Source organism: Pseudomonas sp. P105 (assembly GCF_032614175.1).
In the GTDB taxonomy this organism is placed as follows: domain Bacteria; phylum Pseudomonadota; class Gammaproteobacteria; order Pseudomonadales; family Pseudomonadaceae; genus Aquipseudomonas; species Aquipseudomonas rhizophila.
The window spans coordinates 2726502-2747011 of record NZ_CP126693.1 but is presented as its reverse complement, the minus strand read 5'-3'; the positions used below and the strand labels follow the sequence as shown (position 1 = coordinate 2747011).

20 protein-coding genes are annotated in these 20510 nt (G+C 57.6%); 15 read left to right on the top strand and 5 right to left on the bottom strand.

Features of this window, described 5'->3' with window-relative positions; all coding sequences use genetic code 11:
• Nucleotides 1–9 precede the first annotated feature (9 nt).
• The 7 genes from QOM08_RS12440 to QOM08_RS12410 are packed head-to-tail and all read left to right on the top strand — an operon-like array spanning nt 10 to nt 6888.
• Complete coding sequence (locus QOM08_RS12440) at nt 10–381, top strand: TIGR03745 family integrating conjugative element membrane protein (protein ID WP_316913034.1); 372 nt, start codon at nt 10–12, stop codon at nt 379–381.
• 7 nt (nt 382–388) lie between these two features.
• Nucleotides 389–802 (top strand): TIGR03750 family conjugal transfer protein, encoded by a 414-nt coding sequence (locus QOM08_RS12435; RefSeq protein WP_316913033.1) that lies wholly within the window; start codon nt 389–391, stop codon nt 800–802.
• A complete protein-coding gene (locus tag QOM08_RS12430; protein WP_177120871.1) occupies nt 799–1440 on the top strand; it encodes a PFL_4703 family integrating conjugative element protein in 642 nt (213 codons plus the stop codon). The genes QOM08_RS12435 and QOM08_RS12430 overlap by 4 nt, the downstream gene beginning before the upstream one ends.
• Nucleotides 1437–2249, top strand: a complete 813-nt coding sequence (locus QOM08_RS12425; RefSeq protein WP_316913032.1) for a TIGR03749 family integrating conjugative element protein — start codon at nt 1437–1439, stop codon at nt 2247–2249. The genes QOM08_RS12430 and QOM08_RS12425 overlap by 4 nt, the downstream gene beginning before the upstream one ends.
• Entirely contained in the window at nt 2239–3756 is a 1518-nt protein-coding gene (locus QOM08_RS12420; RefSeq protein WP_316913031.1) for a TIGR03752 family integrating conjugative element protein, read from the top strand. Before QOM08_RS12425 ends, QOM08_RS12420 begins: the two co-directional genes overlap by 11 nt.
• Nucleotides 3719–4135, top strand: a complete 417-nt coding sequence (locus tag QOM08_RS12415; protein ID WP_316913030.1) for a TIGR03751 family conjugal transfer lipoprotein — start codon at nt 3719–3721, stop codon at nt 4133–4135. The genes QOM08_RS12420 and QOM08_RS12415 overlap by 38 nt, the downstream gene beginning before the upstream one ends.
• A complete protein-coding gene (locus QOM08_RS12410; RefSeq protein WP_316913029.1) occupies nt 4135–6888 on the top strand; it encodes a conjugative transfer ATPase in 2754 nt (917 codons plus the stop codon). The genes QOM08_RS12415 and QOM08_RS12410 overlap by 1 nt, the downstream gene beginning before the upstream one ends.
• Before the next feature lie 41 nt (nt 6889–6929).
• Here QOM08_RS12410 and QOM08_RS12405 read toward each other — a convergent pair whose 3' ends face one another.
• Complete coding sequence (locus tag QOM08_RS12405) at nt 6930–7187, bottom strand: LasR-specific antiactivator QslA (RefSeq protein WP_082636668.1); 258 nt, start codon at nt 7185–7187, stop codon at nt 6930–6932.
• A 169-nt stretch (nt 7188–7356) separates the two neighbouring features.
• On the opposite strand from QOM08_RS12405, the gene QOM08_RS12400 reads away from it, so the two are divergent.
• The 5 genes from QOM08_RS12400 (at nt 7357) to QOM08_RS12380 (ending at nt 11928) form a co-directional block, all read left to right on the top strand.
• On the top strand, nt 7357–7611 hold the full coding sequence (locus tag QOM08_RS12400; protein WP_316913028.1) for a helix-turn-helix transcriptional regulator: 255 nt from the start codon (nt 7357–7359) through the stop codon (nt 7609–7611).
• A gap of 117 nt (nt 7612–7728) precedes the next feature.
• On the top strand, nt 7729–8685 hold the full coding sequence (locus QOM08_RS12395; RefSeq protein WP_316913027.1) for a TIGR03756 family integrating conjugative element protein: 957 nt from the start codon (nt 7729–7731) through the stop codon (nt 8683–8685).
• Complete coding sequence (locus tag QOM08_RS12390; RefSeq protein ID WP_316913026.1) at nt 8682–10064, top strand: integrating conjugative element protein; 1383 nt, start codon at nt 8682–8684, stop codon at nt 10062–10064. The genes QOM08_RS12395 and QOM08_RS12390 overlap by 4 nt, the downstream gene beginning before the upstream one ends.
• A 3-nt stretch (nt 10065–10067) precedes the next feature.
• Entirely contained in the window at nt 10068–10376 is a 309-nt protein-coding gene (locus QOM08_RS12385) for a hypothetical protein (protein ID WP_316913025.1), read from the top strand.
• Nucleotides 10377–10386: 10 nt separating this feature from the next.
• Nucleotides 10387–11928 (top strand): conjugal transfer protein TraG N-terminal domain-containing protein, encoded by a 1542-nt coding sequence (locus QOM08_RS12380; protein WP_316913024.1) that lies wholly within the window; start codon nt 10387–10389, stop codon nt 11926–11928.
• Here the strand turns inward: QOM08_RS12380 and QOM08_RS12375 are convergent.
• Nucleotides 11917–12315: a DUF3742 family protein gene (locus QOM08_RS12375; RefSeq protein ID WP_316913023.1), complete on the bottom strand. Its 399-nt coding sequence runs from the start codon at nt 12313–12315 to the stop codon at nt 11917–11919. The two genes, QOM08_RS12380 and QOM08_RS12375, sit on opposite strands and share 12 nt — an antisense overlap.
• 452 nt (nt 12316–12767) lie before the next feature.
• On the opposite strand from QOM08_RS12375, the gene QOM08_RS12370 reads away from it, so the two are divergent.
• Nucleotides 12768–13106, top strand: a complete 339-nt coding sequence (locus QOM08_RS12370; RefSeq protein ID WP_316913022.1) for a hypothetical protein — start codon at nt 12768–12770, stop codon at nt 13104–13106.
• Nucleotides 13107–13232: 126 nt separating this feature from the next.
• Nucleotides 13233–14195, top strand: coding sequence for an ArdC family protein (locus tag QOM08_RS12365; RefSeq protein WP_316913021.1), 963 nt, complete (start codon nt 13233–13235; stop codon nt 14193–14195).
• Between the two features lie 136 nt (nt 14196–14331).
• On the opposite strand, the gene QOM08_RS12360 is transcribed toward QOM08_RS12365, so the two are convergent.
• Entirely contained in the window at nt 14332–14529 is a 198-nt protein-coding gene (locus tag QOM08_RS12360) for a hypothetical protein (RefSeq protein ID WP_213551390.1), read from the bottom strand.
• Between the two features lie 220 nt (nt 14530–14749).
• Nucleotides 14750–15397 carry a methyl-accepting chemotaxis protein gene (locus QOM08_RS29085; protein WP_410479141.1) on the bottom strand — a complete coding sequence of 216 codons (648 nt, stop codon included), beginning with the start codon at nt 15395–15397 and terminating at the stop codon, nt 14750–14752.
• Nucleotides 15398–17527: 2130 nt separating this feature from the next.
• Between QOM08_RS29085 and mobH the strand changes: the two genes are divergently transcribed.
• A complete protein-coding gene (mobH, locus tag QOM08_RS12350; protein WP_316913019.1) occupies nt 17528–19252 on the top strand; it encodes a MobH family relaxase in 1725 nt (574 codons plus the stop codon).
• A 149-nt stretch (nt 19253–19401) separates the two neighbouring features.
• Here the strand turns inward: mobH and QOM08_RS12345 are convergent, their stop codons facing one another.
• Nucleotides 19402–20478: a DNA cytosine methyltransferase gene (locus QOM08_RS12345; protein ID WP_316913018.1), complete on the bottom strand. Its 1077-nt coding sequence runs from the start codon at nt 20476–20478 to the stop codon at nt 19402–19404.
• Between the last annotated feature and the right edge of the window lie 32 nt (nt 20479–20510).

The window sequence follows — 20510 nt, the reverse complement described above, 5'->3', positions numbered from 1 at the left end:
ATCGCAGTCATGTTCAAGTGTCTTGTCCCCCTGAAAAACAACCTGCGTAATCGTGCAACTCAACGCTTGATCGGTCTGCTGCTGGTGCTCGGCCCAAGCCTGGCTTTAGCCGAGCTCCCCACCATGGAAGCCCCTTCGCGCGGCGAAGGCTCCGGTTTGATCGAGACGATCAAAAACTATGCCTACGACGGCGGCATCCTGCTCGGTCTGCTGATCGCCCTACTCGCTTTCTTGGGGGTGGCGTGGCACTCGTTGACCGTGTACGCCGACGTGCAAAACCAACGAAAGACCTGGAAGGACTTGGGTGCAGTGGTCGGCATCGGTGCCCTGCTGGTGGTGATCATCATCTGGTTCCTGACCAAGGCGGCCGCCATTCTGTGAGGTCGGCATGAACGACACTATCGAACGCCTTGCCGACGGCACCTTGGTCTTTCTTCCAGAGCGACTCAATCGTGATCCCGCCGTATTGCGAGGGTTGACCAATGATGAGATGTGGGTAGCACTCGGCGCCGGCGCCGTCATTGGCCTGCTGCTGGGCGTTCCTCTAGCGATTGCCACCGCTTCCATTGCCATAGCGCCGACCGGCATGATCGCCGGCATGGCGCTGGTGTTATTGGCCGGTGGCACGCTACTGCGCCGAGCCAAACGGGCTCGCCCCGAGACCTGGTTGTACCGCAAGCTCGAATGGGTCCTGGCCAGCCGTTGGCGCCTGGGTCGCGGTAGTTTGATCCTCCACACCGGCGTCTGGACGGTTCGTCGTTCGCGTCGACTGCGTCCTGCCCTGTCCCGGTGGCAGCCATGAGCCAGTTTCGGAATAAGGTGGATGCCCAACAGGCCCATATCTTCAGCCTGCGCCTGGCGGTAATGATCCTTGCCCTGGTCTGTGCCGGACTCTGGTATGGCTGGCGCTCGGCACCGACCGATCTGACCGTACATGTACCGCCAGATCTGCGCTCGGGCAGCACTCGCAAGTGGTGGGATATTCCCTCAGAGAATGTCTATGCCTTTGCCCTCTACATCTTTGGCCAACTAAACCGCTGGCCCTCGGATGGCGAGCAGGATTATCGCCGCGCCATCTATGGCTTGCAGTCCTACCTGACACCCGCCTGCAAGGCCTTCCTCGACGGCGACTACGAGTACCGCAAGGCCGCTGGCGAACTGCGCCAGCGGGTGCGTGGCGTCTACGAAATTCTGGGCCGAGGCTACAGCGAGGATCCGGAACTCAGGGTCAAGCAACTCGACCGCGACAGCTGGTTGGTCAGGCTCGACCTCAATGCCGATGAGTATTACGCCGCGGAACCGGTGAAACGGGTGGTGGTGCGTTATCCATTACGCGTAGTGCGTTTCGACCTGGATCCCGAGCGCAATAAGTGGGGGCTGGCACTGGATTGTTACCAGGGCACTCCGCAAAAAATCTCCCTGCCTGGAGGTGAGCCATGAAGCGGATTTCTACCCTGGGACTCACCGCCGCACTGATGCTATTGGGAGCTGCAGCACAGGCCGTCGAACTGATGCACTGGGAACGCCTCCCCCTTGCGGTCCCACTGGTGATCAATCAGGAGCGGGTGGTCTTTGTCGATGAGGATGTTCGAGTCGGTGTGCCCTCAACCCTGACGGGCAAGCTGCGCGTGCAATCAACCGGCGGCACGCTGTACCTGCGAGCGTCGGAAGCCATTGCACCGACCCGACTGCAACTGCAATCAGTCGCGACGGGCGAGATCATCCTACTAGATATCGCGGCCACACCCGGCGATCAACCGCTGGAGCCCGTGCGCATTCTCAAGAATGCTCAGGTGCAAACTACCGAGGCTGAATCTAGCACCGTCCCTGCTCCAGAGCGCACGCCGATCCCGGTCGCTTTGACGCGCTATGCCGCGCAAAGCCTGTACGCGCCGCTGCGCACCGTGGAGTCCCTGCCCGGCATACGCCGCGTACCGCTTAAGTTGCGCACTGAACTGCCGACCTTGCTGCCGACCGAAAACGTGTCCAGCACGCCCATCGCCGCCTGGCGACTCGGTGATTACTGGGTGACGGCGGTGAAGTTGCGCAATCGTGGTCCAGCGACGGTGCAACTCGATCCGCGCCGGCTTCAGGCCAAGCTGTTCGCCGCGGCCTTCCAGCATGCTTTCCTCGGGCCGGTCGGCAGTGCCGAAGACACCACGATCGCCTACCTTGTCACTCGCGGTACCGGCCTCGAACACGCCGTGCTGCTCCCGCCCGTTGCGCGAGGTGCTGACGATGAAAGCTAACGCCTTGCTCAAATGGCTGGTACCGGCTGCGCTGCTGGCCGTGGTGTTGATCATCCTGAAAACCTGGGTCGCGGGTGGCAGCACTCGCTCTCCAGAAAACCCAGTTGATCAGGGCAACCTTCAGTTATCCGCCGAGCAAGCCAAGTCGCTCGGCATTGCGGGCGATACCCCACGCGACACCGTCGCCACCCTGGTCGGCCAGGTGAAGGCCATGCGCAGCGACATGCTCGGTTTGAAGAAACACAATGACTCACTGCAGACGGAAAACAACCGCCTACGCGAGCGGGAAAACAGTGTCGATTCGCGTATCCAGACCGCGCTTGGCAGTGTGACCCAGCAGGTCGACGAAGGCCGCCGCCAAGCCAACGAGGCCCGACTCAAAGCGGAACAAGACAGTCGTCAGGCTCGCGGCCTGCTGACGCAATTGCAGGAACAGTTGTCGGGGCTGGCTGGCAAAAGCAAGGACATGCCGATCGGATTGGGGCTTGAGCCCGGCGACGGCGCTCAGTTCGAAGGGCGACACTCTACCAATGATGCGCTGCAGTGGATTGAACCCTCGGATGCTCCGTCCACCGACGCCAGAGGCAAAACCACGACTTCCTCCGCACTGAGCCTGCCTACCGCTTTCAACTCTCTGGAAGGCTTGAAAGACAACGCGATTGATCGCAGCCAGAAACAGCTACGTGCAGTTACCAAGGGTGAGCGCGACCTGACGCGATCCATTGATCGTACCGAAGGCGCGAAGCCGGTCTACACGATCCCCGAAAACGCCACGCTGATGGGCTCGGTCGCCATGACCGCGCTGATCGGCCGAGTCCCGGTGGACGGCACCGTGAATGACCCCTATCCCTTCAAGGTGCTGGTCGGTCCGGAGAACCTGACCGCCAACGGCATCGACCTGCCGGACGTCGCGGGTGCCGTGATGAGCGGTACGGCGTCCGGTGACTGGACCCTGTCCTGCGTACGCGGACAGGTCGAGTCAATTACCTTTGTGTTTACCGATGGCACCATCCGCACGGTGCCTCAGCCGAAAGCAGTAGCCAGCCGTAATGCCTCCACTACCCAGAGCTCGAACACCGACAAGATCCGCGGTGGGCTCGGTTACCTGTCCGATCCGTATGGCATTCCTTGCATCGCTGGCGAGCGCCGCTCGAACGCCCAGCAATACCTCGGCAGCCAGAGCCTGATCACCGCGGCCGGCGCCGGTGTCGCCGCCTTGCTTGGGGATGAGCAGAACAATAGCAGTGTGATCAGTTCGGGCGGCAGTACGCTCGGGGTCACCAATAGCAGTGGCAATAGCGCACTGAATTCAATTCTCAGTGGTGGGGTCAGCGACATCCGCGAGTGGGTGAACAAACTGTATGGCGAAGCCTTTGCTGCCGTGTACGTACCACCTGCCGCCCAAGTCGCGCTGCACCTCGACCAGGAGATCACCATCGACTACGAGCCCAAGGGCCGGAGCGTTCGCCATGAAAAAGACCATGCTTCTCTGCCTGACCTGGATTAGCTTGCTCTGCTGGGTCCTGACGGGGTGTTCCACCGACAAGGACACGCTTTTGCCCCATGGCGAGCAAACCATGCTGGACATCTGGAACGGTGCCGGTTCGCAAGGCACTCAGCAGCAACTGCTGGATGCTCGGCAGCAGTTACGGCGTCCGCTGGTCCAGGCAGATTTCTCCGCCTCACTCCAAGAACCGTACACGCGCACAGCGACAAACGAGATCCGTAACCTGTTCCCTCGCCTGCCCAATCCCGATCTGGTGCTGTACGTGTATCCGCACCTAAGCGGTACCGAGCAGGCACCGGTCCCGGGCTACTCGACCGTTTTTCCGTTTTACCAACGTGTGCAGTACGCATTTCCGGGTGAACGCCAGGAAGACTTGTAGTGCGTACCGGCGATTCGGGGAACCGAACTCCTGCGTGGAAAGCTTGGCGCAATCCATTGCGCCCTCGCGCGACCTTGGCTGATGAAGCCGCACTATACGCGCACAACCCCAGCTTCACCGATCACCTGCCTTGGGTCGAATACCTCGACACCGAACAGTGTTTTCTCCTCGATGACAATCGCTCGGTGAGTGCGGTGTTCGAGTTACTGCCCATCGGCACTGAAGGGCGCGAACCCGATTGGTTGATGGCGGCCCGCGATGCCCTTGAGGATGCCCTGCAGGATAGCTTTGACGAGCTGGATCAAGCACCTTGGGTGGCGCAGTTTTTCTGTCAGGACGACAACGACTTCACCCCCTACCTGAACCGGCTCACTGGCTATATTCGGGACAGCGCGCGAGGCACGGTCTTCACCGAGGCATATTTGGAGCTCAGCCGCCGTCATCTGAAGGCCATTGCCAAGCCAGGTGGTCTGTTTGAGGATAAGGTGGTTACGCGCCTTCCCTGGCGTGGCAATAACCGACGGGTGCGCCTGGTGGTCTATCGCTGGCTTGAGTCTGACGCTGAGGAGACGGGACTCACCCCGGTGCAATCCCTGCATCAGGCTTGCGAACGTATCGCTGCTTCGTTGCATGCGTGCGGGGTGCAATCGACGCGAGTCGATGGCCGAGGTCTGTATGCCTGGCTGCTGCCCTGGTTCAATCCGGCCCCCACGCTCACCGATGAAGCACCCGAGGATTTCTACCGCCGCGTAGTCTATCCGGAGCCGGGCGATGGCGAGTCGCTGGAACTGCCCTTCGATCACGACTTTGCCGAGCGGCTGTTCTTCAACGAACCGCGCTCGGATGTGCAATGCGGACTCTGGTTTTTCGACGATCAGCCCCACCGGGTGATGGTGGTGGACAAACTGCGGCGGGCACCCTTGATTGGCCAACTCACCGGCGAAACCCATAAGGGCGATGCGGTGAACGCACTGTTCGACCAGTTACCCGCAGGTACGGTGATGAGTCTGACCTTGGTGGTCAAACCGCAGGATGTACTTGAGGAGCAGTTGAACCGCCTGGCCCGCAAAGCCATCGGTGAAAACCTGGCCTCGACCCAGACCCGTCAGGATGTCGAAGAGGCTCGCGCGATCATCGGCCGCCAGCACAAGCTGTACCGGGGCACCCTGGCGTTTTACGTGCGCGGTCACGATGAGCAGCAATTGCACCAGCGCTCGGTCAGCCTGGCCAACGCGCTGCTGGGTGCGGGGCTGCAACCGGTACGCGAAGGCGATGAAGTCGCCGCCTGCAACAGTTACCTGCGTTGGCTACCGATGGCTTACAACCCGGCCCGCGACACGCACAACTGGTACACGCGGCTGATGTTCGCCCAGCACCTGGCGAACCTGGTTCCGGTGTGGGGTCGCAGCACCGGCACCGGCCACCCGGGCATCACCCTGTTCAACCGCGGCGGTTCGCCACTGAGCTTCGACCCTCTGTCACGGCTGGACCGGGCCATGAACGGCCATCTGCTGTTGTTCGGCCCCACCGGTGCCGGCAAGTCGGCCACCCTAGTCACCCTGCTGATGCAGATCATGGCGGTGTACCGCCCACGCTTATTTATCGTCGAGGCCGGCAACTCATTCGGCTTGCAGGGCGATTACTTCGCGACACAAGGTCTGTCAGTCAATAAGGTCCAATTGAAACCTGGTGCCTCGGTCAGCCTCGCGCCCTTTGTCGATGCCTGGCGCCTGGTCGAGCAACCGGATCAGGTGGCGAGTCTGTCGATTGATGAGCTGGACGATGAGGCGGTAGCCAGTCGCGAAGACCAACGCGATGTTCTTGGCGAATTGGAAATCACCGCTCGCCTGATGATCACCGGTGGCGAGGCCAAGGAAGAGGCGCGCCTGAGTCGGGCCGATCGCAGCTTGATCCGCGAGTGCATCCTGGATGCGGCGCAGACGTGTGTCGCGGCGGGTCGCCAGGTACTGACTCGCGACGTGCGCGACGCCTTGCTGCGCGTAGCTGCTGACACGCACTTGCCGGAGAAGCGTCGTGAGCGTGCCCAGGAAATGGGCGAGTCCATCGACCTGTTTTGCCAGGGTTTCGAGGGCGAACTGTTCGATCGCGAGGGCACGCCTTGGCCCGAGAGCGATGTAACCATTGTCGACCTGGCCACCTATGCTCGTGAAGGTTACGAAGCCCAAATGTCCATCAGCTACATCAGCCTGATGAACACCGTGAACAATCTCGCCGAGCGCGATCAGTACCTGGGCCGACCGATCATCATGGTCACCGACGAGGGCCATATCATCACCAAGAACCCGTTGCTAGCACCGTTCGTGGTCAAGGGCACTAAGATGTGGCGCAAGCTTGGCGCCTGGTTCTGGCTCGCCACGCAGAACCTTGCCGACTTCCCCACTGCCGCGCAGACCATGCTCAACATGATCGAGTGGTGGATTTGCTTGAACATGCCACCGGCGGAAATCGAAGAAATCGCTCGCTTCAAGAAACTCACGCCGGCACAGAAAGCCTTGTTGCTCTCCGCCAGCAAGGAGCCGGGCAAATACACCGAGGGGGTCGTGCTGTCGAAAAAACTCGAAACGCTGTTTCGAGCCGTGCCGCCCAGTCTTTATCTCGCCCTGGCCATGACAGAGCCCGAGGAAAAAGCCGAGCGCTGGACACTGATGCAAGAGAATGGCTGCTCAGAGTTGGAAGCGGCTTACCGGGTAGCCGAACGGATCGATAGAGCGCGAGGAATAGAACCTGCATAGGGAAATCTATTCAGGTATCGCGCTCTAGAGCGAGGGATAAGTTATTGCGATGCGCCTCGAAGCCGCTGCTGAATCCTCAACAGGAATCCGGCTTCAAAAGCATCTTGACAGTCGCCAACAGGAAACGTCTTGCGTGTTTGCGCCAGTTCCCACCACAGTGGAATCTCGCCGGGCGTATCAAGCCAAACCTGAGCGCATTGCACGCCACGTTCGATCATTAGGGCAAATTCGTTGCCCCAAGGTGTCAGAAGACTTGGGCAACCATCCGCCGCAGGAATTGAAATGTAGTTTTCGTCCATACACACCCTAGAGTTCTGATTTTATTGTTAGACGCTGGACCCAGCCTCGAAATCATAACGGAACCAAATGAACGCTCGATAACAGGCATGAGCATCAAATGGCCTAGATCAATACCAATGTAGACTATATCCCGTGGATTGAGAGTCCCTCAAGGCGCAATTTGCGCGCATGACTCAAGACTACGAACAGCTTCGTCTGCAACTGGCGGAAAACATCCGCTTGATGCGACGCATAAAGAACCTTACCCAAGAGCAGTTAGCGCTCATGGCCGAGGTGGATCGTACCTACGTCAGTCAAATCGAACGATGCACGGGCAATCCGTCGCTGATGGTCCTATGCAAGCTCGCCAATATTCTCGAGGTTACGACGGATCAGCTACTTATCGAGCCAGACTCCCTTCGCCGTGCGCTGAGCATCGAATAGCCACCTCGTCGCCCTGAAAATCCTTGTAAACCGACAACGCCAGCTTCAGCTTTATCACTGACGGTGTAGGTTCAATCATTGAACGTGTCCAGGCCATTAGCCCAAAGAGCCTGGATCATGCCTGTCGTATGCCCGTCAATTGCGCCCCAGAAGCTACGACCTTTGGCGCTGAGCATCCTGCTGGCGTGCGGGCCAAGCGTGGCGCTGGATACCAGCAGCATCACGTCCTCGGTGTTGTCGCCAAATTGCCTCGCCTACAGGGTCATCGGCATTTGTTTCTGGCTCCTCTGCACGCCCTTCGGCTGCACAGTCAAAACCTCGACCAAGGTTCGTCATTTCATTCCTGAGCTGGTGGTCTCGAGCTACGCCACCACCGGCAATAACCCCTGGACCGAGATGGCCACCCTCTCCTCTCCCATCAGCGGTGCTGAAGGCGGCGGCAACCTGATCACCCCGAACACCCACCGCGACAACCTGCCCCGCTTCAAGAACGTTGATGGCATCGGCCACCCTGGTGGCTGGGCCGCCACGCAACTGGCGTCTCAATCTGGTTATGCTTGCGCCAGCGGTGCAACTGCCTTCATGCCCTACTACCTGAGTACCCTAGACTCACTGGCCTGGCGCCATGGCATCCCGGAAAGTTTCTATCCCGAATCCCTCATGCCGGGGATCCGTGAAATCGGACGTCAGGCTTCCGGAAACATGTGGGGCAACGTCTATCCCCGGCAGGGCTTTCTGGTACAGCCCGACGACTTCAAGGCGGCCGCAGTCATGGCGCAACGGGCCGGCGATGTGATTACCCGCAATTGGCAGCCGCATGTGTACTTACCGCTCACGCCCGCCAAACGCGACGGCTACTGGCCACCTGGCCCGATCGTTGAAAACGACGTTTCGACCCACAAATGGCAATTGCTCTACCCCCAGGTTCAGCCCACGTGCGCCATCTTCCCCAGTGATCCGGTGCAGAGCACGGATGGTGGCTACGCCTGGTCGCTGTGGCGGCCCTACAGCTGCTGCAAACGTGAGGGACAGAGCTTTCTGTTCAGCATCGACTTCGAAGGCGGTGCGTCATGAGTCGGCTTCTCGCGCGACTCTGGTTGGGCACGATGAGTCTGGTGCTCTACGGACTGCTCGCTATGGCCACGCATGCCCACGCCGCCGAGGGCGATTACCGCCTGGGCACTCAAGGCGAAGTACTCGACGACCGAGTGATGTATACCATTGGTGGCGGCTCGGCAGTGGGCTCACCGAGCTCGCTCTACCGACCCAGTGGTCTCGGTGTCGGCGGGTCCTGGCGAGCGAACTTGATGTGCGGAAACATGAGCCTCACCAACACCCTGCAAAACCAGTTGAACGGCGTCACCGAAGGTTTCCAGCAGATCATGGGTAGCATCGTGCAAAACGCGACCCAAGCGGTGATGTCGTTGCCTGCGTTGATCATCCAGCGCGCCAACCCCGGTCTCTACGAGTTGCTCAGTAACGGCGTGATGCAAGGTCGTATCGACTTCGATCGCTCCAAGCTGACCTGCCAGGCCATGGCCGAAAAGATGGCGGACAAGGTCGGTCAAGCCGGATGGGGCGCTCTGGCCAAGAACCAAGAAATGCAGGGCAATCTGGAGCAATCTGGCGGTGATGCAGTGGCTGCGGTGAAAAATACCGAGACCCATAACGGCAACAACGGGGTGTCCTGGGTCGGCGGCCAGAAGGCTGGAGGTAGCGGGCAAACACCCATCCGGGTGACCTCCGACGTAGTGCGCGCGGGCTACAACCTGCTGCATAACCGTACGGTGGATGACAGTGCCTCGATCAGTAGCAGTGATTGCCTGGGTGGGGCTATTTGCCAGACCTGGGCCTCTCCCCAAGAGGAGTCCGAATGGGCCGTTCGCGTGTTGGGCGAGAGCGAAGTCTCGACCTGCGACGCCTGCGAAACCCTTCGTGCTACCGCTGGCAGCGGATTGACACCGCTGATCCAGGAGGCCTACAGCGAACGTCTCAAGGCCCTTCAAGGGCTGCTGTCCGGTTCACTGTCGCCTACCCCTGACAATCTGGCTAAAGCCTCGAGTCCAATACTGCCAGTGACCCGTGGCGTGATCGAAGCCTTGCGCGACGATCCCGACCAGGATCTGCTGGCGCGACGCCTGGCCAGCGAGACGGCCCTGTCCAGCGTACTCGATAAGGCGCTCCTGCTACTGCGCACCCTGCTGGCAGGCAGTCACGAACCGAACATCGCTTCAGCCGAGCCGGCCCAGACAGCCTTGACGAAAAATATCGACGCCCTGGAGCGCGAAATACGTCTGCTACAAACCGAGCTGCAGGTCCGGCAGATGCTCGCCACCAATACCGCCAGCCTGGTGCTCGATCGACATGCGGGTGGTGCCGATGCTTCGCGTACCGTCGAGCAAGGCGACCCTGAGCCGGGCCGACTCAATGATGCTGACGTTAGGCGCAAGTGAGCCATGAAACGCTCACCGCTATTCACTCTGCTTTCAGGTCTGGGGATTGCCGCGGTGATGATCCTGACCGCCGCACTGGTCGCCTGGATCGGCCGCACTGCGCTGGGTAGATTCGAGGTCTGGCAGCAGGCATTCGAATCCGCACGACCTTATCTTCGGTGGTGGCGCGCCCTGCTCTACGCCGCCCTCTTTGCGTTCTGGTGGGATCTGCTTCGGCGCTACCGACATCGACCACAGGATCGACTGCGCGTGAAATGCATCGGAGCATTAGGGCTCGTGTTCTTTACCTGCGTCGAACTCACCCGACTGTGAGGTCACCACCATGCTCATGAGCACCAACAGCTACCTGGAGTTTTACCTCTCTCTGCTGGCCTGGATCATCAACAACGGCCTCTGGAGTGTCCTGTCCGACACCGGGCTATTCGCCGCGCCCTTTGGTGCAATCATCTTGCAGGAATGGTTGTCTGCCCGTCAGCAAGGCGCGGATGAAGGCAACAAGGGACTGCTCTCGGTGCCGCGGATCGAGAACCGGTTGTGGCTGGCCTACATCGTCGTGTTATTCGGTTGCGCGCCAGTCTTTCCGTTGAGCCTCTCGTCAATGACGTTCGATGATGCGGCGAGTCAGCGCTGCGGCGTGAGTGTGGCCAAACCGACGGAAACCGCCTGGGGGACGACCTTCAATACTATTGGCGAACACTCCGCCAACGTACCGATCTGGTGGTTTCTGGTGCATGCCTTGAGCAAAGGTGTGACCGCGGCGGCCACGGCTACCATCCCCTGCGCACCGGATATCCGGCAGATGCGCATGGAGATCGACAGCTCGCGCATCGACAGCCAGGTACTGCTGCAGGAAGTCGCCGACTTCACCCGCGACTGCTATGGCTATTCCCGTTCTCGGTTGTTCACCAACCGTCCGCAGTTGGACAAGGTACAAAGTCACGACGCGTCCTGGATCGGCTCAAGTTATTTTCTCGACACGCCCGGCTACTACGATACGGATCGTTCACGCACACCGCGAGTCAGTTGGCCGTATGACGAAAGCCGCGATGTTTCCTTACCTCGGCTGGAGAATGGCGCGGGCTACCCCACCTGCAAGCAGTGGTGGAGTGATAGCGGCGTTGGGTTGCGCGAGCGCTTGATCCAGCAGGTCGATCCCTCGCTGCTGACTCAGCTGAAAGGTTGGTTGACTGGTCGTTCGAGCAACGAGATCGAGGATTCCACCCTGCGTGAGCTGGTCAGCCCGCGCCAGCAATCGATGTCCATGTCGCCCGGACAGGTGTACCAGGACTATGGCTCCAGTGCCCGCGGCGGCTCGATCAATCAGGGTCTCAATAACCTGGCCACCAATACCGGATTGGCACTGGGTTCCTTCAGTAATTTTCCCGCAATGAATGCACTACGCGCCGCCCTGCCGATGGTGCAGGCTTTTCTGATCATGGGCGTCATCATCAGCTTGCCGCTGATTCTGTTGGTCAGTACCTACCAGTTGAAGACCGTCATGACGGTGACGTTCGCGCTATTCACCTTGCACATCCTGACCTTCTGGTGGGAACTGGCGCGCTGGGTCGACTCCAGCATGCTCGACACCTTGTACAACCAAGTTTCGGCTTCCAATCAAGTGCTGTTATCGCTGCCCACATCCGGGTTTATGGATGGGACGGTCACGGCGCAGGTAATTGAGTATGTGATGGGGGCGATGTTCATCGTGCTACCGATGTTGTTTCTAGGAGCCATGAGCTGGGCAGGATATTCAGTCGGCAACGGGATTCAAGGCATGTTGGCGAACGGTAGCAAAGCCGCAAGTGATTCAGCGAGTAAAGGTACGGATCAAACATTGGGTGCTGCTAAGCGCTCAATTAGATGACTTGCTGTCGCCTATATAATGCCCATTGTCGTCGAAGTCACCGATGTAGAGATCAGCACCCAGGTAGTCTGGCCCTGGACTTTCCTCTTGATGATCGGAACCAACAAAAGCCCTGAACCATATCAAAGTGATGACAGCCAACATCATCACAAAAAAAGTAACCAGCCAAACGCTGACAAGGAGCAAACCTCCGATCAATGCCAGTTTGGCAATCAGAAAGCTCCCGCGAACGAGTAAATTACCCGCAGGTATACCTGCCGTCACCGCACGCTCAGCCACGCAGGACTCAAACGATTTCAACTTATGGTAACCACGCTTTACCGACATGCCACAGGCGTACGCCCAGCGGTGGGCACGTGAATTCTGAATAGGTTGCTGAGTCGGCATGGTCTCGCCCTCTTCTGAGCGCTTTCATGGTTGAGACAAGAGTAATAGCCTACTACTGAAAACGGCCCGTGCCTGACCGCTTATCAGTGCCCAGCCGAAAAATCTTCACTGGAAGTCAGAAGACAAGTCCCGTGAAACAGCGTCTCTACAGTGATTGACCCATATAAGTCGTCCGGCTAAATACAAGGTACAGATCGCTGTCATCGACAGCACCTGCCCAGGTAGCCAGAGCCTTCAAGGCTACATCACTTCGGTGATGGTTCCCCCAAGTGCGATTAGCGTTCGGTGGCTCGCACGGTGACCGTTTCTACGGTGATGAACGCCTACTGCTCTCCAGAGCGCCTTTCGAGCTCTGCTCGTGAGGTAAGCCCTCTTGATTTTCTTCAACCCACTGCGGGGAAATCTTTCCCCGCACGGGACAGGTTTCTTCGCGTTTTCACCGGAGACATACCATGCCCGACTCACTTACACCGGAAACACTGAACACCCTTCGGCTGCCCATCGTGTTCACTCCTGGCGCGTGGCAACGCGCAGTACTGCTCGAGCGCTCCGATCACTCTGAGAAGCTGCAAATCGATCGGCTGAGCCACGTATTGCGCGCAGCCTTCGAGGCTCACCTGGCCTCTCCACACGAGCCCTATGTGCTGTTCGATGTAGTCCACATTGAACCAACAGATCACTTAGACCACGACCCGTTGCTGCAATTGAGTCTCAGCCTACTCCAAGAACCGGGTCAGCCTGGCGCCTTGCTGATAGCGCTTGCAGGAGAGGCTAACGCTAAACGCACATAACCGTACTCGGCGCTCAAATCCACATTCGGACAGCATGCAAGACCTGCATCAATCTATCCATCACCCAACCGGGGAACCCTCCCCGACGGGCAAGGCGTTCCTCCGTTTTCTCTCGAGGAAAATACCATGCGCGATATCTACCAAGACGTGACTGACAAGATCGTTACTGCTTTAGACCAAGGCGTTGTCCCCTGGATCAAACCCTGGTCCTCAAGTGGCTCAGCTTACGTCGGTCATCATCACCCCTATCCCATCAACGCCATCACGCGCCGTCCCTATTCCGGTATCAATTTACCGTTGCTCTGGGCCGAGGCCCGATTGCAGGGGTTCACTCAAGATCGTTGGCTGACCTTCAACCAAGCCAAAAAGGCCGGCGGGAACATCCGTAAGGGTGAGCACAGCGCCCTGGCGGTACTCTACAAGCCGATGGAGCGCGAGGAACAGACCGAATCAGGCCAACCCGTACTTGATGAAAACGGTCAACCCAAGGTCACTCATTTTGGCATCCTCAGGACGCATTTCCTGTTCAACATCGAGCAAACAGAAGGGCTCGACACTTACGATGAAATACTGATCGACACAGAACCGACTGATCCCTTCCTGGCCAACAGCGCTGCGGAAAATCTGCTGTTAAGAACTGGCGCACACATCGTTCATCTATCTGCCGACGAAGCCTTTTACCACCCGATCAGGGATCTCATCCAACTGCCGACAAAAGCGCAATTTCACGATGAAGGTGGGTATTACGCCACCGCACTGCACGAGCTGACGCACTGGACTGGGCACCACTCTCGGTTGCAGCGCGAAGGGGTGACTGCATCCTGTCCGTTCGGCTCGCCAGGCTACGCGTTTGAGGAGTTGATCGCCGAAATGGGCGCTGCCTTTTTATGCGCCTACACCGGTATACAGGGAGCGCTGCGGCACGAGGGCTACATCGATTCCTGGCTCGGCCAGCTCAAGGCTGACAAGCGCGCGATCTTTCGTGCCAGTGGCCAGGCCCGAAGCGCCTCGGAGTATGTAATAAACTTGGAGCAGCAACTGAAGCAAGCGGTCTTGGATGACTCACTATGCATGAACGATGGAGCTTAATTGTTATCTCACCGCAGCAAACGCCTCACAGGGCCCAACGCGAGTTGGGCTCTTTTTTCTGCTCCCAGAAAACAGAAGTCCTAAGCCGCGGGACTCTGACGCAAAGAATCAGATATGGGCACACACCCGCAGCACGTTATTCCGCATCCAGGTTCTGCGCCAGAAAATCCACCAGCTCGAGCGGACTTCGGCTGTCGATCACCTTGTAGATCAGATCGCGTTTACTGCGCGGCAACTTCTTAACCACGCTCTTCGCCGAGGCCCTGACGGCTTCGTCTGTCCCATGGATACGTGCCGCGAGCAGCAGCACGAGCGTGGCATCAGTGAGGGTCATGATAGGACTCAAAAAAATATGCACCGCAGTGTACCGAGTTCTCCTTACCCAACACTAACTAGATCATCGATGTACTCGCCGCACAGCAAGAGAGTGAGCAATATCTCAGTCTTTTATTAGCTGGGTCCTCACCAAAAGACATGAGCCAGCGCTTCGATGGCTGCCCGGATCAACCACGTACTTCACCGATCTGCCGTACTCTGAAGTACGCGACAAAGCCTCAAGCAGCACTTTGCCGGGAGTTGTTGCTCACCTCGAACAGCCCCACCAGCTTTTGCAACTTGTTGGCGTCGAGCCTTACCGTTTCTGCACTGCTCTGCAGCACGATCACCGTCTGGCGCATCACGGCGGACGACTGGTCGACCTGCTTAATCGTTTTGCCATAGTCGAGGCTGCGTTCATTGAGTTGCTGGATGATGCTAAACATACTTTCCACTGCCTGATGCAGTTGCACATTTTCTAAGGATGCCTCTTCGGCCAGGCGCAGGCTGCTGTCAACATCCTTGACGCCGTTTTCCATAAAACCCACGGCTTTTTGCGTTTCGCTTTGCAGACCTTCGATCATCTGCCGGATGTCATCCGCAGCGCGGGATGTACGCGAAGCCAGGGTTCGGACTTCATCAGCTACCACCGCAAAACCACGACCATGTTCGCCCGCGCGGGCGGCCTCAATGGCAGCGTTGAGCGCCAGCAGGTTGGTTTGATTGGTGATGTCACTGATCAGGCCAGTGATATTGCCGATTTGTGCCATCCGGCTGTCAAGCAACTGCACGCTCGAAGAAGAGCGCTCCACGACATCGCGAATTGACTGAGTACCTACCTGCACTGCGAGGAACTGCTCGCGGGCTCGGCTGACCACTTCATCCATCGCTTGTTTCATCTGTTCGGCACTGGCCGAGGCTTGTTGGATCTCGCCCAGTTGCTCTTCAACAATGATCATCATGCGATGCACCGCATCCGCGACTTCACCGGAGGTGAGGCTGGCTTCCTGGCTGCGTCCGAGCATGAGCTGATTGGTCTTTCCGACGCTGTGGCTGGCCTTGATCACCTGTCCGACGACCGCATCCAGATGGTCGATAAAACTGTTGATCCAACGGCCCATATCTCCGGTTTCATCGTTGGCCATTCGCGAGGTATCAAGGCGCTGCCGCAGATTGCCCTCGCCTTCAGCGATGGTCCTGATCACACCGGTCATTTCGTTTAGACGCGCAGCCAACCGCTTCGGACCAAAAGTGCTGAATAGGACCGCAGCCGTCAGCATGCTCAAAATCTCGCAAGCATCAATCAGGCTCTGCTCCAGACCACTGTAGTGCTGGACCAGGAAATTGCAGGCGAACAAGCCAGCCATTGTTGCCAGGTAAGGTTTCATCAACCCGTAACTCAGCGAGCGCCGTCGATAGACTTCCTCCAGATCGGCTTCGCACATCATACCCCAGCGGTCAGGCGAACCGGGCAGTTGGAAAGTAACGCCCTTGCCGACGACCGGAATGTGTCGGTAGTCCGAGTAGCCGGGATAGGTGACGAACAGATTGGAGCCGGTGCGAATGGTTTCTCGTACACCGGGGTGCAGTTGTTGGGTCGCCGGGTCAGTAAAGCGCAGCTCCAGTTCGGTGTGGCGCTGTATCTGCACACTCTTCCAAGGGGTACGTACGCCGCTCTTGAGGTTCTCACCGTGGGTGAACGTACCGTCCTCGAAGCGTGAGCGGGACAGTGCGACACCAGGTTGGATCGCCGGATCGAAGCGAGACTGAACCATGAAGAGGTAGTTATCCCCCGACTCGGCAAAAATATGCCCGGCCTCACGCTGGATCAGGTCACCCAAGACATCGTTCGGCACGCGGCCGCAGAGATAACCAAGTACTTTGCCGTCAGCCTTCAGGGGCTGGTAGAACATCAGCGTGACCTCATCGTGAAAGCGCGATGATGAGGGACCAATCTGCAAGGTCAGAGGGTCACTGTAGGGGCCGTGGAGAAACGGAGCCTTCAAACCTTCGGCCAGTGCCTTGGGATTGCAGGGGCTGCTTTTACCATGACCACTCCAGGTCGATACAATAACTGCGCCGCCTGTATCGACGACAAAGAGTTCGGAAAAGTCTTCGGCCTGGCCGAGCTTGTCCAGCAGCGGATGATTGTCGAGATGGGAGAAGTCGCGGCTAAGGGTCGCGGCCAGTTCGGCCAAGTGTTCCCACTGCTCCCGAGTCCAGTTGTGCAGCAGTTTGACTCGGGTTTCGGCAATAGCCTCGAATGTTTGCTCAATCACCGGGTAGGCAGACCGATTGAGTCGGCAGGACCAGCTCATCGCCAGTTTTCCGGTCTTGCCAAACCAAGGTAACCAGCGCTTTTCGGCGGAGGATAACTGCATAGAATTGCTTGATAGCGACATTCACTTCCCCAAGTACGACATATGAGTGCCAAACTTGCAGGCAATTACCACGCCAATTCGAAAGCTTGCTATCCATCGCCGATGCTTAAGAACTTAGACTCAGAGTTGGATTGCGCAGGATCTTCCCAAGCTGAAGGTTGTCGGCGCTAGGTAGGAGCTCAGAGCGGCAGAAGGTTATTGAGCGAACTATCCGATCGGAACATTCGTGTTTCAAAAAAGTGCACGTTGCGATACACGCTCACTAACAGGGCCGAATACGGCTACCCAATACGCTGATAGCGCGATTGGGTCACTGCTTCCGGTTTCGATCAGATCGTTGATTTGACCGCCCCACTGCTGGGAACCGGTACCACCTCGCCGATCATTCTTAGTCGGCGGATGACACTGGATCATTGCCTGCCCCCTGATCAGCGAAATCATGACACAGCATCTACCGGCTCCCTCCAAGCTCCGCTGCAAAACGGTACTTGGAGAAAATCGGTATTCCGATTGCGGCACAAAGGGACACGAGCCAAAAGGACGGGTAAGGGTTGGAAGGGAATGGGGACTCAAGGGTAAGAGCCCTATCCGAAAAGGCTAAAAGGCCACTGACCCAGCCACTTCCCGGAGGTCACGATGCTCAGCCTGTTTCGCCGCAAAAGGCACAAGCCCCCTCCACCACCGACCGTGAGCGTCGCCGAAGGTTACCTGTCCATCGAGTCGGCCCACAGCTTGTTAGCATCGGAACACCGCCGTCAGTTACTCGATCGCATCTGGCAATACACCGCCCTCTCCCACGCCCAATTCACCCAGCTCTACTTAAATCCGATCCATCGCTACGCCGAACAGGTCCAGCAACTCCCGGCCAGCGAGACGCATCACCATGCGTATCTCGGCGGCATGCTCGACCATGGACTGGAACTGGTCGCGTGCAGTCTGAAACTGCGTCAGTCGTATCTGCTTCCCACCGGCGCCGCGCCCGAAGACCAAGCCGCCCAGACCGATGCCTGGTCGGCTGGCATCGCCTATGGCGCCCTGCTGCATGACATCGGCAAGATCGCCGTGGACCTGCTGGTCGAACGCCAGGATGGTAGTCCCTGGCATCCCTGGCAGGGACCACTGGATCAGCCCTACCGTTTTCGTTACCTCAAGGGTCGTGACTATCATTTGCACGGTGCTGCCGCAGGCTTGCTTTACACCCAGATTCTTGACCGACCAATCTTGGACTGGCTGAGTGGATTTCCATCGCTGTGGGCCAGCCTGCTGTATGTCCTGGCGGGCCAGTACGAACGTGCCGGCGTGCTGGGCGAATTGGTCATTCAGGCCGACCGCGTCTCCACCGCGCAGAACATCGGCGGCAACCCGAGCAAGGCGCTGCACGCGCCGATTCATTCGTTGCAACACCACTTGATCAGCGGACTGCGTCATCTGGTCCAGCACGAGCTGAAACTCAACCAGCCGGGTGCCGCGGGTTGGTTGACTGAAGACGCCCTGTGGCTGGTCAGCAAGACGGTCACGGACAAGCTGCGGGCCTATGTGCTGTCGCAGTCGATTGAGGGCATCCCCACGTCCAACATTGCCGTGTTCGACGAACTGCAGTCGCATGGGCTGGTCGAGTCGACTCCAGAAGGCAAAGCTATCTGGACTGCGCTCGTGGCACAGGGCAACTGGCAGCAGAGATTTACCTTTCTGCGACTACAACCATCGTTGATTTGGGGAAGTGAAGACCGCCCTGAAACTTTCAGCGGCACGGTGAGCGTTACATTCGATGACCTCCCGTCCGACGCTCCGGTATCACCACCAGCCCCCAAGGCAGTCAGTACGAGATCAACACAAAGCCCATCGCAGCCCGAGCCACTGGCGATGGAGGATGCCGACTATCTCGGAACGTTGCTGGATATGTTCGAATTGGCAGAACCTGAGGCCAGTGATGCACCGTCAGAAAGCGCTCTCGAGACTTCAACCCTCCCTTCGGATAACCCTGGCCAGGCATTCCTGAATTGGGTCAAGGCAGGCATCCAGAATCACAAGCTGATCATCAATGACAGCAAAGCTAAAATCCACACAGTGTGTGGCAGCGTATTTCTGGTCACACCTGGCCTCTTCCAACGCTACGTTCAGGAGTTTCCTGGTATCTCACAGGGGTCTGATCAAGAGATTGAAGAATGGCGTTGGGCGCAGAAGCAGTTTGAGAAACTAAAAGCCCACAGGAAGCGTGCCGATGGACTGAATATCTGGACCTGCCACGTTGAAGGCCCACGAAAGAAGGCGAAACTCAAAGGCTATTTACTCAAAGATCCTGAGCTAATCTTCGAATCACTCCCCCCGGGCAACCCTTACCTCATACTCGAGGTAAGGTAATGGCACAAAGAAAAATTTCTCCCTCGCACTCCGTTACCCTGGAATAGCTGTTGCAGTCGTGACGATAGTAATCGTCTTAGCTCCACGAGCTGGAGTAACTTAGAGTTACTTTTGTAAAGTCTGCCTATCTATGACAAAATCTATTTGATCTATATAACGGAATGTTCATGTTGTGCATCCCTCATTGAAGCCACGATACCTTTATGCAACGCAAATGCATGCGCGGCAATGAATGGCGGAGGAAGAGCATTACCTATCATCAACGCTATTGATTCCTTCCCATGAGAGGTAACAAATTGGTAGTTAGAAGGAAATCCTTGTAAAATTGCAGCCTCTCGCAAAGTTATAGCTCGATTATAAGATGGGTGCAAGAAACGTCCCTTTGAGGGATTAAAACAGCCACTTGTAATGGTGGGGGCCACATCATCCCAAGACATTCGTCCATATACATCAAAAAAACCATTAGCCTTTTTGTGACATTCCAATTGAAACTCAATGGGCAAGTCCATGCGACTCCCCCCATCCTTTGGAATCTGCTTTATCATATCCATCACCTTGGGAGAGCGACGCTCAGGCATTGCATGCAGCAAATCTGTTGTCGTTGAACGCGCTCCAATGCCAGCGAAAGCTTGACGCACTGTGACTCTGTCAATTTGCTTATCGGCAACTGCCGGTACATGTACGCGCGAGGCTAGCAAAATCAGGCGTTTTCGTCGCTGCGGGACATTGTAGTCGGCGGCGTCGAGTACCTGAACCACGTACGTATAACCAAGATCGGCGATGGCTATGCAGAGCTTTTGAAAGCGACTGTCGTTTGCTAATGCAGGAACATTCTCCATCATGATGCTCTTAGGTAGCATCTCCCGGATAAAACGCAAAAAATCACTAACTAGGTCGTTTCTCGGGTCGAATACAGATGCCCCCTTGTTCTTTGTACGAAGCCTAGAAAACCCTTGACAAGGAGGACATCCCGCTAAAAGGTCCAGCTCCCCTCGACGCAAGCCCACCTCTTTTAGTACCACCTCCGCATCCAAATTTCGGATGTCCTCTGCGTAGAGTTTCACCTTGGGATGATTTAGTGAGTAGGTTTCTTGGGCTTTGCTGTCTATTTCTACAGCTGCAGCAACGCGAAAGCCTGCTTGTTGGAGTCCTTCGCTCAGGCCACCACAGCCGCTAAACAGGTCAAGAGCAGTGAGTTTCGGGACTTCAGTTATAGCTCGCATCATTTCCGTTTCACAAAAAATAGCTTTTATCAGGT